Origin of the sequence: Flavobacterium sp. N2038 (assembly GCF_025947185.1) — a bacterium.
Taxonomy (GTDB): domain Bacteria; phylum Bacteroidota; class Bacteroidia; order Flavobacteriales; family Flavobacteriaceae; genus Flavobacterium.
In genome coordinates this window covers 3935231-3951026 of record NZ_CP110001.1, presented here as the reverse complement: position 1 = coordinate 3951026, position 15796 = coordinate 3935231, and the positions used below count along the sequence as shown (strand labels likewise).

Annotated in this window: 15 protein-coding genes; 6 read left to right on the top strand and 9 right to left on the bottom strand. The window is 32.7% G+C overall.

Annotation, left to right across the window (positions count from 1 at the left end; translation table 11 throughout):
• Window positions 1-359: 359 nt before the first annotated feature.
• Entirely contained in the window at window positions 360-1562 is a 1203-nt protein-coding gene (locus tag OLM51_RS17500) for an aminotransferase class I/II-fold pyridoxal phosphate-dependent enzyme (protein WP_264551884.1), read from the bottom strand.
• A 257-nt stretch (window positions 1563-1819) separates the two neighbouring features.
• On the opposite strand from OLM51_RS17500, the gene OLM51_RS17495 reads away from it, so the two are divergent.
• Window positions 1820-2278 (top strand): Lrp/AsnC family transcriptional regulator, encoded by a 459-nt coding sequence (locus OLM51_RS17495; RefSeq protein ID WP_264551883.1) that lies wholly within the window; start codon window positions 1820-1822, stop codon window positions 2276-2278.
• 176 nt (window positions 2279-2454) lie between these two features.
• On the opposite strand, the gene OLM51_RS17490 is transcribed toward OLM51_RS17495, so the two are convergent.
• The 6 genes from OLM51_RS17490 to OLM51_RS17465 all read right to left on the bottom strand — a co-directional run bounded on the left by OLM51_RS17490 (window position 2455) and on the right by OLM51_RS17465 (window position 6733).
• Window positions 2455-2901: a hypothetical protein gene (locus tag OLM51_RS17490; protein WP_264551882.1), complete on the bottom strand. Its 447-nt coding sequence runs from the start codon at window positions 2899-2901 to the stop codon at window positions 2455-2457.
• A gap of 125 nt (window positions 2902-3026) precedes the next feature.
• Window positions 3027-3590 carry a hypothetical protein gene (locus OLM51_RS17485; RefSeq protein WP_264551881.1) on the bottom strand — a complete coding sequence of 188 codons (564 nt, stop codon included), beginning with the start codon at window positions 3588-3590 and terminating at the stop codon, window positions 3027-3029.
• Window positions 3591-3625: 35 nt separating this feature from the next.
• The gene (locus OLM51_RS17480) at window positions 3626-4348 is read right to left on the bottom strand and encodes a hypothetical protein (RefSeq protein WP_264551880.1); all 723 of its coding nucleotides are present in this window, start codon (window positions 4346-4348) and stop codon (window positions 3626-3628) included.
• A gap of 192 nt (window positions 4349-4540) precedes the next feature.
• A complete protein-coding gene (locus tag OLM51_RS17475) occupies window positions 4541-5119 on the bottom strand; it encodes a hypothetical protein (protein WP_264551879.1) in 579 nt (192 codons plus the stop codon).
• A gap of 203 nt (window positions 5120-5322) precedes the next feature.
• A complete protein-coding gene (locus OLM51_RS17470; protein ID WP_264551878.1) occupies window positions 5323-5793 on the bottom strand; it encodes a hypothetical protein in 471 nt (156 codons plus the stop codon).
• A 187-nt stretch (window positions 5794-5980) separates the two neighbouring features.
• Window positions 5981-6733, bottom strand: coding sequence for a hypothetical protein (locus tag OLM51_RS17465; RefSeq protein ID WP_264551877.1), 753 nt, complete (start codon window positions 6731-6733; stop codon window positions 5981-5983).
• A 302-nt stretch (window positions 6734-7035) separates the two neighbouring features.
• Here OLM51_RS17465 and lpdA point away from each other — a divergent pair, with 302 nt between their 5' ends.
• On the top strand, window positions 7036-8439 hold the full coding sequence (lpdA, locus tag OLM51_RS17460) for a dihydrolipoyl dehydrogenase (RefSeq protein ID WP_264551876.1): 1404 nt from the start codon (window positions 7036-7038) through the stop codon (window positions 8437-8439).
• A gap of 174 nt (window positions 8440-8613) precedes the next feature.
• Entirely contained in the window at window positions 8614-9156 is a 543-nt protein-coding gene (locus OLM51_RS17455) for a lipocalin family protein (RefSeq protein WP_264551875.1), read from the top strand.
• A 58-nt stretch (window positions 9157-9214) separates the two neighbouring features.
• Here the strand turns inward: OLM51_RS17455 and OLM51_RS17450 are convergent, their stop codons facing one another.
• Both OLM51_RS17450 and OLM51_RS17445 read right to left on the bottom strand, forming a co-directional pair.
• Entirely contained in the window at window positions 9215-9592 is a 378-nt protein-coding gene (locus tag OLM51_RS17450; protein ID WP_264551874.1) for a DoxX family membrane protein, read from the bottom strand.
• 212 nt (window positions 9593-9804) lie between these two features.
• Window positions 9805-10698: a DUF4349 domain-containing protein gene (locus OLM51_RS17445; RefSeq protein WP_264551873.1), complete on the bottom strand. Its 894-nt coding sequence runs from the start codon at window positions 10696-10698 to the stop codon at window positions 9805-9807.
• A 184-nt stretch (window positions 10699-10882) separates the two neighbouring features.
• Between OLM51_RS17445 and OLM51_RS17440 the strand changes: the two genes are divergently transcribed.
• The 3 genes from OLM51_RS17440 (at window position 10883) to OLM51_RS17430 (ending at window position 15796) form a co-directional block, all read left to right on the top strand.
• A complete protein-coding gene (locus OLM51_RS17440) occupies window positions 10883-12181 on the top strand; it encodes an anthranilate synthase component I family protein (RefSeq protein WP_264551872.1) in 1299 nt (432 codons plus the stop codon).
• A 208-nt stretch (window positions 12182-12389) separates the two neighbouring features.
• Window positions 12390-13700, top strand: a complete 1311-nt coding sequence (gene tilS, locus OLM51_RS17435) for a tRNA lysidine(34) synthetase TilS (RefSeq protein WP_264551871.1) — start codon at window positions 12390-12392, stop codon at window positions 13698-13700.
• A complete protein-coding gene (locus OLM51_RS17430) occupies window positions 13700-15796 on the top strand; it encodes a protein-disulfide reductase DsbD family protein (protein ID WP_264551870.1) in 2097 nt (698 codons plus the stop codon). Before tilS ends, OLM51_RS17430 begins: the two co-directional genes overlap by 1 nt.

Below are 15796 nucleotides of genomic sequence, written 5' to 3'. Positions count from 1 at the left end.
AATTCAGGTCTGTTTTTAATTTGTTGTAAATGAATGGATAAGAATTTTTTAAAAAGCAAAAAAAATCCGCTTAGAGAAAAAGATCTCCAGCGGATTTCAAACAAACTAATAAAAAATCTTGCAAATTTATTTATAAAGAATTGTTGCGATTTTGTAAGAAGGTATAAACTTTTTTGCCTCCCAGATTATGTTTTTTTTTTGCCGCAAAGGCGTAAAGTTCTTTTCACGCTCCCGATAGCTATCGGGATTGCAGATTAAGGCAGATTTAGTTTGAATTTAGCTATGAATGAAATCTGCGAGCATCTGCTTAAATCATTTTTAATCTGCGTGAAAACTTTATAAGTCTCTGTGAAATAGCTCTATAAAATTCCAAGCTCAACCATACAAGCCTTCATCATTTTATAAGTACGCTCAATATCGTTATCCAAACCTATAGAAAAACGAATCAAACCATCCGTTAATCCCATTTCGTGTTGTTCTTCTAAAGGAATTTCACTTGAAGTTGAGGTTCCCGGTGCACTAAACAATGTTTTGTAGAATCCTAAACTTACAGCGAGGTAACCCAAATTTCGGTCTTGCATCAGCTCCATTAGTTGATTGGCCTTTTCTAAAGAACCCACATCAATTGTCATCATTCCTCCAAAACCATATTCAGGATTAATCATCGTTTTGTATAATTCATGGCTTGGGTGACTTTTTAATCCCGGATAAACCGTTTTCAAACCGTCTTTCTCAAACTGATCTGCCAGATAATGTGCATTATGACTGTGTTGCTTAATACGAATATGAAGTGTTCTTAAATTTTTCATCACACTTGCAGAACGCAAACTGTCCATTGTTGGTCCTAAAAGCATACTCGCACCACTGTTTACATTCTTTAGTGAATTGATAAATTCTTTCGATGCACAAGTTACACCACCAACAGTATCACTGCTTCCGTTAATGTATTTCGTTAAACTATGAATCACAATATCAGCGCCTAGTTTTGCCGGAGAAACGGATAAAGGCGAAAATGTATTATCGACTACTAATTTTAAATTGTGTTTTTTAGCTATTTGCGCTAAACCAGCAATATTGGCTACTTCCAATAACGGATTACTAACGGTTTCGCAATACAAAACTTTGGTTTTTGGAGTGATAGCTTTTTCTACAACATCCAGTTTTGTAATGTCAACAAAGCTCGTCTCAATGCCAAAACGCGGAGTGAAATTCTTTAAAAAGGCATATGTTCCGCCATAGATTGTTCTACTTGAAACAATATGATCGCCTGCACCGCATAATTGCAATAGAGTAGGCGTGATAGCTCCCATTCCTGAAGCCGAAACATTTGCTGTTTCTGTTCCTTCCATTGCTGCCAAAGCCTGATCTAAATATAAATTACTAGGTGAAGAATGACGAGAATACAAATAACAGCCTTCCATGTTTCCTTCAAAAGTGTCAAACATTGTTTTAGCCGATAGAAAAGTATAAGTAGAAGAATCTGAAATAGATGGGTTTACACCACCAAATTCGCCAAAATATTGTAAATCCTGAATTTTATCAGCAGGGTTAAAGTCTTTCATTATAGTTAGTTTTTGTTTTGTTTCAAGTTTAAGGTTTCAGGTTTCAAGTTGATTGAACATAGAATCTCTTTTTCTTTATCCAAAATAAAACTGAATTAGAAAATTAATCAAGTGTTTGTCTATTATTTAGATTTTAAAATTATAAAAATGTGATTTTTATGATTTTTAATCTAAATTTGATTCGCAAAAAGTAATTAAATAGATTTTCTTTCACTTATAAGAAACTACCAGCTATTAACTATAAACCATCGACTATAATGATTTTAGACGCCATCGATAAAAAGCTTCTCGTTTTACTTCAAACCGACAGTAAAAAGACTAACAAAGAATTATCTCTAAAACTTAATTTATCTGTAACCGCCGTTTATGAACGAATCAAAAAATTAGAGCGGGAAGGAATTATTAAAAACTATGTAGCCTTAGTTGATAAGTCTAAAATCGAAAAAGGATTTGTAGTGTTCTGTCATTTAAAGTTAATTCAGCACACAAAGGAATTCCTGACCAAATTCGAGAGCGAAGTCATCAAACTAAATGAAGTTTTAGAATGTCATCACGTAAGTGGGGATTACGATTATATTCTAAAAGTATTGGTAAAAGATATGGAAGCGTACCGCGAGTTTTTAGTAACCAAATTAACTTCGCTGCAGCACATTGGAAGTACTCAAAGTATGTTTATGATTAGTGAAGTGAAAAATTCGACGGTGATTTCTTTTTAGGAGGTTCAAAGGTTCATAGTAGCAAAGGGAAAAAGGTTTTTTTAAAGGTTCTAAGTTGCTATCCCGAAGCTTCGGGACTAAGTTTTTTTTCCGTGATCAGTGACTTGCAGTCAAAATGACAAAGTTGGCAGAATATGATTTTAACTGCATTTTACTTCAAAGAGAAAATAGGTATTTTATTTTTTATAATTATAAACTTCCAGCGAACTAATTCTGGTTCTTGGTTTGGCTTTTATGTCTTTCAAGGTAGAATTTGACGTAAGGTTTTCGTCCAAATTTACATATCCGTCTCTGTTTTTTGAACGTTTTTTATTTTGGTTGGAAGTTGTAGTTTTTAGTCCGTTTAGAAAAGATTTTAAAAGGCTACTTTTCAAATTATCTATTCCAATATAAAAAGCGTGTTCGCCTTCTTTTCCTAAACCATTTTCAACAAACATTTCGAATGGTCTTAATTTGTTTTTCTTTTCAAAATTTTTGACAAAATCCATCACAGGTTTTTCTGATGGCGTTCCGCAACAAATGCTGGAATAACCAACAGTAATGTAGTTTTTGTTTGTTTGTGAAAATCCAAAAATTGGAATAAATGCAAAAGCAATAATTATAAGTTTGAGTAGTTGTTTCATTTTATTGTCTTCTGGGTGATTATCTTACCAAAATTTCCACTATTTACTTTTAGTTTCAAAACTGTCATTGTTTGTCTATAAGTTTTTTGTGCCGGTTTTGAAAAAAGATGTTGTGTTTGGCTTTTTTATGTTGTTTGGTATAAATGAACGATTAGGTTATGTTCTTTACTGTAAAAAACAAAAATTTTCTTGTCGCAAGAGTCTGCACAAAATGGATCTGTTTCGATTTCGGTAACAAATATCATTGGATTTCCGCTTGGGTCGTTTGGTGTTGCATCTCCTTGCCACCACTCAGGTTCTCCTCCAATTTTGATTTCGGCGATATTGAATTGATTTCCGGTATTGAAAAAATCATTTTTAGATTCTTCAAATTTCTCTTTTGTTTCGACTTGATATTCTTCCCAATCGTCTGTCGTATTAAAATAACCTAAATTTGTGTCGAAATTATATTTGCCGTTTTCGATCGTAAAAGAAATCATTGTATCAGTACAATATTCAGTGAAATATTGTACAGTTTCTCTGTTGTATGGATCCTCATTAAATTGAATGACAAAAAAGTAGCCTTCCCAATTTTCGTTAATCATTGTTTTGGGAATTGCAACAACGGGTAAGAATATTTCGGAATGTCTGTCTGTAACATTGTTGAAGACGTCTTCTAATTTGGGGAATAAGATTAATTCATTTTTCATTTCTGTATTTTTATTGGTCTCATGGGGTAGTTATTTTACCAAAATTTCCACCAAGGTAATTTAGGTTTAGGTTCTTGATTATCCGGTTTTTGCTCTTGGAAATTCGGGTTTACATTACTGTCTGCTTTCTTAAAATTATCTCTTTTAAAGGTAATAGGTCTGGAAGTTGAGTCTTCTTCTGTGCTAAAAATTAGTTCATATTTAGTAATCCCGCTATCTTCTATTATTTGTTTTGCTATTTCATTTTCCGGGAGTATTTCTTTTAGTTGAAATACACATTCTGTCTTTTTGTTTTTAGAAAATCCACTGAAGTTTTCTTTGATAAAATTAAGAATATATGGTGTATGTTGTTCGTGCATTGCTAAATACCCTAAAAAAGATAATGCACTTCCTCCGTCGATTTCATCATCACTATAAATTTTACTTGCTGTATAATGAAGGTTTTCATGAGTGAATAATTTACCTATAGCTATACATAGTTGAGAAGGCAATGGTAAAGGTTCTTCGTTGGTAGTTAAAAAACTTTGACAATAAATAAACAAATTTGTGACTTGATTTAAGTCTTCATTTTTAAATCTCTCTCTTAAATTGTCTATTATTTCTTTTAGATTTGATTTATCTCCTTTTCCTTCAATTATTTCAGCAGTTTTGATAATTTCATCGTATAATTTTTTATCTATACTTCCATTTGCGTTTTCATGTTGCTGTAATAGCATTTTTTGAAATCCCTCTAAAGGGTTAATATTATTGTTTTCCATATAATTGGTATGTTTTTAAAATTGATTTAACGTTCTGGTACTACAACGGGTTTGGGACTAAATTAGGTTTTATTTTTGCATTTGCCACTCGAGCGATATACTGTACAGGCGAAATAAATGGTCTCAAATACAAAACCATCTTTAAATTTCGCCAAATACCCGGCTCGCTTGTGGCGCTCAGTCATCATGTTTTTATTCTTTCCAAATTTTCGCATTGAGATTACTTTTCAAGAAATGTATAATATTTCCCCAACCTTCTTGATTTGGCGCGTCATATCCCCATATTGGATCTACTTCTTTTTCAAGTTTTTCTATTGCATTGTGATAATTTTCTCGAATTTGAGATTTTTCTTCAGAAGAATATTGCTCAAATTTTTGTTTATTCTTAATAAATCGGTCGTGTCCCTCTAGAAAATTAATTACATCACAATAGTCTTGGTCATTCTCAGTAAAGTCTGTTTTTTCAGGAAATAAATGGATTGCTTTTTCTACAAGTTGGGCTACATTTTCTAATTGTAAACTTTTCATTGCACTTGGAATATAGGGGACAATTTCCGGATAATTCCCAAAAATTCCAGTAGCCCAACCACCAGATTTCCAACAGCCAATTGTTTGAACTCCAATGAAAATTGTAAATGCTTCTAGTGTTGCTTTATTTTTTATTTCTCCAATTGATTCTTTGATGGAAATTTCATCCGAAATTTCTAATAGAGCCTCTTCTGTTTCGATTGAAATACCATTCAATATTTCTTGGATTGTTTTCTTGTTCATTTTATGATTTTATTTCTCATTCATTTTTCCGTTTAGTTATCGACCTCACTTTCGTTGCTAATGCCTGGTGTTTTTGTACTACAGAAGGTTTGGGATTAAATTAGGCCCATTTTTGGATTTGTTAAATCATTATAAACACAAAACATTTTTTTCCATTTAGCCTATTTTCTAAATCTAGTAAAGCTGTTATGTGTAGTTTTTTATTACCCAATCCAGCATGAAATCAAAAGATTTTTCTCCTCGTTTTTTATAATATTCTCAAGAAATATATTCAGAAGTTTCATATCCTCTTCGTAATATTCTTTGTTAGTGAATCCGCCATTTTTTGCATATTTAATTACGTTTTGAAATGCATTTTTAATTAAATCCATTTCAAACAAGAATACTGTTCGGTCATCATAGTCTCTTTGGTCAATCCCGCACAGTGTATTTACCATATTGATAAAATAGCAATCATTGTGGTATTGATAATATTCCCATCTATTTCCAGCATTTTGTTCAAATTCAGAAAAAATGTATCCCCCGCCGTAAAACGAAACACTATCATTACCATTATTATAAAAATTCTTCTCTACTAAAGGTAGCTTAGCTTCATACATTCGTAGAGACGGAAGTTCTCCTGCAAATAGTTCTTTATCCTTTTTGACAAAATTAAAGCTTAGGTAAATTCCCATTTTTTTTAAATTTTCTATTAGTGTATTAATATGTTAATTTCAATTACGCATAACGTTCTGTCGTTTTACTAGATAACAAAGGCCAGAACCATATGTTTTTCGATAAAGATAAAATTTCCTGCAAAGCAGAAATGTGATTTTATTGCAAAATTTGCAATCTCACTGAATAGCTCTTAGGTGATGTTTTTTAGTTCTCGTTTTTAGGTTTCCAATATATTTTTTCTACTTCAAATTTCTTTGTTTTTGGGTTGAAATGGTATGTTATGGCGTTTCCGGTTAAACAATTTTCGTAATTTTCTTTTGTTAAGTACCAGGAACTTTCAATTTCAACTTTATTAGAAGTTGTGAAATCAAACTCGAAAATTGGATCATTCATTTCTTCAAATTTGTCTTCGCAATTTTCAGTGTTTTCTTTTTTCTTTAATTGTTCTTTGAAGTCTGAAAAAATTGTCTTTTCGTCTAAATATTGCTTTAATATATTAGAGTATGCTTCATAAAAATTTAGCGAATTACCATCTCCAACAATATCGTCGGTAATTACAATGTATGAGTTTTCAGAAGTCTTATAAATATTTATCGACCAGAAACCATCAACAATTGAAAAGCCAGCTTTATGAGGTTCAAAATATTTTTGATTAAAAAAGTTAGGGTCATTATCAATATAATAATTGTGATCCTTGATTTCATTGTACCATTTAGTTCGATCTTCAAGTTTCCATTCCCAACTTGAAAAAGTACTATCAGGTAAAAGTAGAATAATGTCAAGTAAGTCTTTATTTTTTTTAAAGTCAATTGTGACTTTATGCGCGGAATTTGATTTTTGGCTATTTTTTAAATTTGTAAATTTCACTGTTTCACTTGGCTTAGAAATAGTGTTTTGGGTTTTATTTTTACAGGATATAATTGTAAAAGTCAGTAATATAACTAGAAGTTGTTTCATTTTAGTGATAGTGATTGTTATTAGGTTTCGCATAATCTTTCAATATTTTGCGTGGTTGCGAAGTTCGAAACAGATTAAATGCATTACAAAAATAGGGTTATTTCTTACTTATCAAAGTGAAGGTGATTTTTTTATGAATTACGTGATGCTGGTTAGTAAATTATGTTTTTTTGCGTAATTCTTCATGCTCTTCGTGGTAAAACTCCCACCCAAAATTTCACACAAAAAACATTGAGATTTAAACTTTAAACAGAACTTTATTGCTTAATTTTGTAACCGCTAAAAAATAAAAACAAAATACTATGAGTTCATTTGACGTAGTCATTATAGGTTCAGGTCCTGGAGGATATGTATCAGCAATTCGTTGCGCACAATTAGGTTTTAAAACTGCCATTGTAGAAAAATATAATTCATTGGGCGGAACTTGCCTTAACGTAGGTTGTATTCCTTCAAAAGCATTATTATCTTCTTCTCATCATTATGCTGAAATTGCTCATTTTGCAGATCACGGAATTGAAGTTTCAGGAGACGTAAAAATCAATTTAGAGAAAATGATTGCTCGTAAACAAGCAGTTGTAGATCAAACCGTAGGTGGAATCAACTACTTAATGGATAAAAATAAAATTACTGTTTTTAATGGTTTAGGTTCTTTCGTAGACGCAACACACATTGCTGTTGCAAAAGCTGACGGAACATCAGAAACTATTGAAACTAAATATGCTGTAATCGCTACAGGTTCAAAACCATCTTCTTTACCATTTATCAAAATTGATAAAGAAAGAATCATCACTTCTACTGAAGCTTTGGCTTTAAAAGAAGTTCCAAAACACTTAGTTATTATTGGTGGTGGAGTTATCGGTATCGAGCTTGGACAAGTTTACTTGCGTTTAGGAGCTCAGGTTTCTGTAGTAGAATTCATGGATAGAATTATTCCGGGAATGGATAGTTCTCTTTCTAAAGAATTAACTAAAGTATTGAAAAAACAAGGAATGAAATTCTACGTTTCTCATAAAGTAAAATCAGTAGAAAGAAACGGTGATGCTGTTACGGTTCAGGCTGAAAATGCAAAAGGAGAAACGATCACTCTTGAAGGAGATTATTCATTAGTTTCTGTTGGTCGTCGTCCTTATACAGACGGATTAAACGCTGATAAAGCCGGAGTTAAAATTTCTGATAGAGGACAAGTAGAAGTAAATGATCATTTACAAACTAGTACGCCAAATATCTATGCAATTGGTGACGTTGTTCGTGGAGCAATGTTAGCACACAAAGCGGAAGAAGAAGGAGTAATGGTTGCTGAAATTTTAGCAGGTCAAAAACCACATATCGATTATAACTTAATTCCTGGTGTAGTGTACACTTGGCCAGAAGTTGCTGCGGTTGGACAAACTGAAGAGCAATTGAAAGCTGCAGGAGTTAAATATAAATCAGGAAGTTTCCCATTTAAAGCTTTAGGACGTGCAAGAGCAAGTGCTGATTTAGACGGATTCGTAAAAATCCTTGCTGACGAAAAAACAGATGAGGTTTTAGGTGTTCACATGATTGGAGCACGTACAGCAGATTTAATTGCTGAAGCAGTTACTGCAATGGAATTCAAAGCTTCTGCTGAAGATATTTCAAGAATGAGCCATGCGCACCCAACTTTTGCTGAAGCGGTAAAAGAAGCAGCATTGGCAGCTACAGAAAACAGAGCATTACACGTATAACATTTACGTAAGTTATATTTAAAAACCGTCAGTTCTAAGACTATAGAATTGACGGTTTTTTATTTTTGGTTATTACTATTTTAAAAGTTTGAAAAAATATAAATTTTCAGAAAAATTTTGTAAATTAGATGTGTTGTTCAGATGGTATCTTTATCTTAATTAAAAGATAACATTATGAAAAATAAGTATATAGCTCCAGTTCTTCTTGGAGCGGGAATTGCAGCTGTACTTTATTCCTGTGGTTCAACGATTCCTGAAAAAGCAGTTGCCGTTACCAATTTTGATAAGGCAAAGTATTTGGGAAAATGGTATGAGATCGCAAGATTAGATTACAAATGGGAAAAAGATTTAAATAATGTAACCGCCGAATATTCTCTGAATGATAACGGTACCATAAAAGTCAATAATAAGGGCTATGATGTCAAAAAAGACAAATGGGAAGAAAGCATCGGGAAAGCCAAATTTGTCAAAAAGGACAATATTGGTATGCTTAAGGTCTCGTTTTTTGGTCCTTTTTATGCCGGGTACAATGTTATTGCAGTAGATCAGGATTATAAATATGCTCTGGTTGCAGGCGAAAGTTTAAAATACATGTGGATACTTTCTAGAGAAAAAACAATCCCGGAAAGTATAAAAGCAGATTTTCTTATCAAGGCTCGGGAAATTGGATACAATATATCTGATTTAGTCTGGGTCAAACAAGATAAGATGAATTGATAAAAAGAAACCCGACAGTTTTGAAGCTGTCGGGTTTTTATTTTAGGGTGAAAAAAAATTAAGCAGTGAAAACACTTTTGTAATTATCCCAATATCTGTAAATTAAAAATAAATTGCCAATGAACAATAATCCCGCAAGAGGTAGTCCGTCTGGCGTCAGGAAATAATTAATAAACAAGATATTTACCGTAATAGGCAAGATCAAAATATTTGCTAATGTGACATAGCGTCCTGTTACAAATGCTATTCCGCAAAGCAACTCAATTGATTTGGCTAAAGGCATTAAGTAGGTAGAAGCCATTAAACCTGTATTGAAAGCTTTAAAATCATCATTAGTTGCCGGTTCGGCTGGCATTAAATGAAAAAAGAAACTGATGGAGGCAAAAAGGAATAAAAGACCAATTAAAACACGGACAATAATAGTAGCAATTTTCATAATACTTAGGATTTTTTAAAAAGGTTAAAAAAATAAAATATGCGCTTGTAAATCGTCTAATCTAATTCTCTAATGCACTATAAAATGGAGCTTTTCAGTGATCTTTAATGAGAATTTTACAATCAAAACAGCCTTGTTTTAGGATTAATTGAATAGTATATCAAATATAACGATTTTTTTGTTACGATATTGCTATTTTATTAACACTTTTCTTATTTCTTTCCGTATTTTTTGTAAAGGAAAAAGCCTCCTATGCTTATCAAAATAAAAGGCCAAAGATTAATGATGAAAACTAAAATCGCCTGCAAGATATACCAGCCACTTTTTAAAGCATCAATAGTTTGGATTCCTAAATTGGGTTTATATGCAGCACTATCTTTTTCACTTGGCATTACTTCCTGCTTTATGGTTTCGTTTTGATAAAGCTGTAATGTAATAGTACTAAAGTTAATCTGGTCTTGCATAGACAAGTTTTCAATTGTACGATTGTCATTTTCTTCTTTTTTATTTTCCAGCGTATTTTCGGCTTCGACAATATCATTTATTTTTTTTCCTTTAGAATCAATTGCTTGTGCAACTCTTTTTTCTGTAACAGCACTTCTTTTCTGCGAAAGCTGGTTGGCTAATACTTTTAAAGAAACATCTTCAGCTTTAATAACCCTGAAATCCAGAAAATCAATTTGTTTGGCAATCGTTTTAATCACGGTGTCTAATTGCGTATTTGGAACGCGAATAGTGATATCGTTTACTACTGAATATTTAGTGGTTTCTAAAGTGCTATCCTGACTAATTTTAGTTTTAATCTGATCGTGAATATTACTTTGTAAATTGGTATATGTTACAAAGCCTCCAAATTTTTGAGTAGCATTTTCAATTGCATACGTGGACTTGACAACGTTTTTAACCTTAAATTTAATATCTGCAGTTCTAATAAATTTCTGTTTACTGTCTTTTTTCTCGACCGCTGCAGATGATGAAATAGCTGTAGTGTCAGCCGTTGCTTTTAAATCAGCATTTTCTGAAGAAGCGTAATCTGCTTTTTTACAGGAAAATAATACGACAGTAAAAGTTAAGGTGGTTAAACCTAGTTTTGCAATTGTTTTCATAAAGTTTTTTAAGTTTGATTGATAATTAAAAAGTTTGTTCGTTAAAAATTTGATGTATTGGTTGAATTATTCTGGAATGCTCTTAAAATCGATATACTAAAAAGCGTGCCAAATAATTTTAAGAGATTCTTTCTATCGAAGGATTTTTTTTATCGTAATTTTGAAGTCTTAAATCCATTCATTTTTGAGAGTTTCAATTCATAAAAAGATTTCAAATCCAGCGCATTTCAAACAGCAATTATTAAGCTGGTCACAACAATTTAGAGAGATTGTTTTTCTGGATAGTAATTCATATCCGCAAGAATATTCAAATTTCGATTGTTTATTGGCTGTTGATGCTTTTACATCTCTAAAAACAGATTTTCAAAATGCTTTTGATGATTTAAAACAATATCAGCAAACGACCAAAGACTGGCTTTTGGGCTATCTTTCGTATGACTTAAAGAATGATATTGAGGAATTAAAATCAACTAATTTTGACGGATTGGATTTTCCTGATATGTTTTTCTTTCAGCCAAAAAAAATATTTCTGCTGAAAGGAGATCAGCTTGAAATTCAATATTTGCGATTGTGTGATGATGAGGTCGACGATGATTTTGAAGAAATTATGCAAATCCAGTCTGAACCATTTGTCACACTGAGCGGTCCCGAGGCTTCGGGAGAAGTGCAACAACGAATTTCAAAAGAACGATATGTTGAAAAAGTAAATAAAATACTGGAACATATCCATAAAGGCGATATGTACGAAGCGAATTTTTGTATGGAGTTTTTCTCAGAAAATGCGATTATAAATCCATTGGAAAAATTTCAGAAACTCAATGAGATTTCGCAGGCACCATTAGCTGTTTTCTTTAAAAATAATAAGCAATATTTATTATCTGCTTCACCGGAACGATATTTAAAAAAAGAAGGAGAAACCATAATTTCTCAGCCGATAAAAGGAACTTCAAAACGTTTTTCGGATCCATTAGAGGATGAAAAATCAAAACTTTTTTTAGCATCTGATTCAAAAGAACGTGCTGAAAATATCATGATTACTGATTTAGTTCGAAATGATTTGTCGCATACAGCTCAAAAGGGTTCAGTTGAGGTTGCAGAGCTTTGCAAAATCTATTCTTTTTTGCAGGTGCATCAGATGATTTCGACGATAACTTCTAAGTTAGATCCTCAATATTCTGTGGTTGATGTTTTAAAGACAACATTTCCTATGGGAAGCATGACCGGGGCGCCAAAAATTTCAGTGATGAAAATTATCGAAAATCTGGAAGAAACCAAAAGAGGTCTGTACAGCGGTGCTGTTGGTTATTTTACACCCGAAGGAGATTTTGATTTTAATGTCGTGATCAGAAGTATTTTATACAATCAGGAAAAGAAATATGTTTCATTTTCTGTTGGGAGTGCCATAACATCGCTTTCAATTCCTGAAAAAGAATATGAAGAATGTTTACTGAAAGCTAAGGCAATGCATGAAGTATTGCAGTAGTTTTTAAAGTTTATAGCCACAGATTAAAGGATTAAAAGGATTAAAAATCTGTGCAAATCTTTTTAATCTGTGGCTAAAATAAATCTGCTCAATCTGCTCTCGATAGCTATCGGGACTGCGTGAGAAATAAATCGTGGCGAATAAAAAAAACTCCACGCTTAACATTTCATTTAAAAATAGATAGAATTTAATTCTTTACTTTTATCGCATGCTTTTAAAATTTCAAAATCATATCATATCAAGGTTCCCATTTTTGGCAAATAAGAAACTTTTTCTTGCTGTCAGCGGTGGATTAGATAGTGTGGTTTTGCTGCATTTATTGAAGCAATTACCTTATGAGATTGCTGTTTTGCACTGTAATTTTCAGCTTCGTGGTTTAGAAAGTTTTGGCGATCAGGAATTCATTCAGAATTATTGTAGTGAGCATAATATTTCATTTTTTACTACTCAGTTTGATACCGAAGCTTTTGCCGAAGATTATAAATTATCAACACAGGTTGCGGCAAGAGAACTTCGCTATAGTTGGTTTTATGAACTTTTGGAAGAACAAAACTTCGATTATATTCTAACGGCGCATCATGCTGATGATAATCTGGAGACCTTTATTATCAATTTAACCCGGGGAACAGGATTAGAAGGATTAATCGGAATTCCGGAGCAAAATGATAAAATTATTCGTCCGCTTTTGCCTTTTTCAAGAGATGAAATTCTAAAATATGCTGAGGAAAATAATATTGAATGGCGTGAAGACAGCAGCAATGCATCAAATAAGTACCTGCGAAATAAAATTCGTCATGATTTAGTACCAATCTTAAAGGAAATCAATCCTAATTTTCTGGATGCTTTTCAAAAAACACAATCGTATTTGCAGGAATCGCAGGAGATGGTGGAAGATGCCTCTATTATGATTTATCAACAGGTAGCGAAAGAGGAGGGAGAGGAAATTCACTTTGATCTGAATCAGTTAAAAAAACTTCCAAATTATAAATCGTATTTGTATCAATGGCTTAATGAATTTGGGTTTACTGCCTGGAGTGATATTTACGATTTAGTAAACGGACAATCTGGTAAACAAGTCCTTTCGGGTGAGTTTAGATTATTGAAAAACAGAGAAATTTTGATTTTGAGTCCCTTTTTAGAAACGTCAGAAAAAGAAGAATTTGAAATTAATGAAAACGAAACAGAAGTTAATTTTCCCTTAAATTTAAGCCTTTGTAACGTAGGTCACATAACTATAGAATCAAATAAGTCTATATTTGTGGATGCTGAAAAAATCCGGTTTCCTTTAATTTTGCGTAGATGGAATGAGGGAGATGTTTTTCATCCGTTTGGAATGCAGGGGAAATCAAAAAAAGTGAGCAAACTTTTTAAAGATGAAAAATTATCTCTGATTGAAAAAGAAAAAACATGGATTTTATGTTCAGATAATCAAATCGTCTGGGTTGTAGGACTTAGACAAGATGAACGTTTTAAAATTGATAATACAACAAATAAAATACTTAAAATAGAACTGCAATAATGAATTTTAATCAATACCGTCAAGTGATAATGCCAAAAAGTGCCTGGAGTAGATCCATTTTATTTTTACTGTTTTTCTTCTTTGCATTTACTAAAAGTAATGCACAGGTTTTAGAACCGGTTAAATGGACTGCTAAAATTGAAAAGAAAGCGGGAAACAATGCTGTTTTAGTTTTTGACGGAACGATCGAAAAAGACTGGCATATGTATTCGCAATTTACTCCTGAAGGCGGACCTCTTGCATTAGAAATTGCATTCAAAAATCAAAAAGGAAATTACGAATTAGTAGGAAAAGCTAAAGAAGGAAAAACCAGAACCGCTTTTAATGATGTTTTTGGAGTAAATGAAACTTTCTTTGAAGGGAAAGCACATATAACGCAGGAAATCAAAATTATTAACCCAAATTTAAAAACGGTTGATGTTGAATTTGATTTTCAGGTTTGTAAAGAGGTTTGTATTAATTCTAATAAAAAATTCTCGATCGCAATTCCATCCAGTTTTAAAATGGAGGAAGTTCCTGCACTGACTGAATCAAAACTGGACGAAACAAAAGTTGCAGGGATTGCTGTTGATACAGCAAAAAAAGCAACTGACAGTGCAAAAACACAAGTCGTAAAATCAAATATTGAAGAACCGATTTCTAAGGCCGATATGCCGGCACCCGCACCTTCAAGAAGTTTATGGTCGATCTTTTTCCTTGCTTTTTTAGGAGGCTTTGCGGCATTATTTACACCTTGTGTGTTCCCAATGATTCCAATGACAGTAAGTTTCTTTACAAAACAAAGTAAAAGCAGGGCAAAAGGAATCAGGAATGCTATTATTTATGGAATTTCAATTATTGCAATCTACGTAATTCTTGGATTGATTGTAACTAAAATTTTTGGTGCCGATGCTTTAAATGCATTGTCTACAGATGTTTGGTTCAATTTAATTTTCTTTGTTATTTTGGTCATTTTTGCAACTTCATTTTTAGGAGCATTCGAAATTATGCTTCCAAATTCATGGGCAAACAAAGCAGATCAACAAGCTGACAAAGGTGGTTTGATTGGGATTTTATTTATGGCTCTGGCTTTGGCAATTGTATCGTTTTCTTGTACAGGACCAATTGTTGGAACGTTATTAGTAGAAGCGGCTTCAAACGGAGGAATTGCTCCAATAATCGGAATGCTTGGTTTCTCTTTAGCATTGGCACTTCCGTTTATGTTATTTGCAATGTTCCCGGGCTGGTTAAATTCATTACCAAAATCGGGAGGCTGGTTAAATACCGTAAAAGTAGTTTTAGGGTTTTTAGAGCTGGCATTGGCATTTAAATTCTTATCAAATGCTGATTTAGTATTGCAATTGCATTTCTTAGAAAGAGAGGTTTTCATTGCCATTTGGATTGCAATTTTTGCAGCTTTAACGTTGTATTTATTCGGAAAAATTACATTGCCTCATGATAGTCCAATACAGCATATTTCTGTTGGAAGATTGTACTTGGGATTGTTAACACTTATTTTTACCGTTTATTTAATTCCGGGACTTTGGGGAGCGCCATTAAAATTAATCAGCGCATTCCCGCCACCGCCACAATATAGCGAAAGCCCATTTGGAGTTGGAGGTTCTGGACATTCAAATGCTAGCGCAGATATAAAAGGACTTCCGGCTGGCGCAGAATTAGGACCACATGGAATAATGGTTTTTCATGATTATGAAGATGGATTAGCTTACGCAAAAGAAATCAACAAACCTATAATGCTTGATTTTACAGGATATGCTTGTGTAAACTGTAGAAAAATGGAAAACAATGTCTGGTCTGATCCGGCAGTTTTACCAATCCTAAAAAATGAGGTTGTTCTGATTTCTTTATATGTAGATGATAAGAGAGAATTACCAAAAGAGGAGCAGTTTGTTACCAAAGCAGGTGACGAAATTATTACGGTAGGAGATAAATGGACTGATTTTATGATTTCAAAATATAAAACCAATACACAGCTTTTGTATGTTATTACAGATTTAGAAGGTAATAATTTGCATGACTCAAAACCGACAATCAGTTATGTTGGGGTAGAAGAGTATCTTAAATGGTTAAAAGAAGGAATTGCAAATTTTAAATAG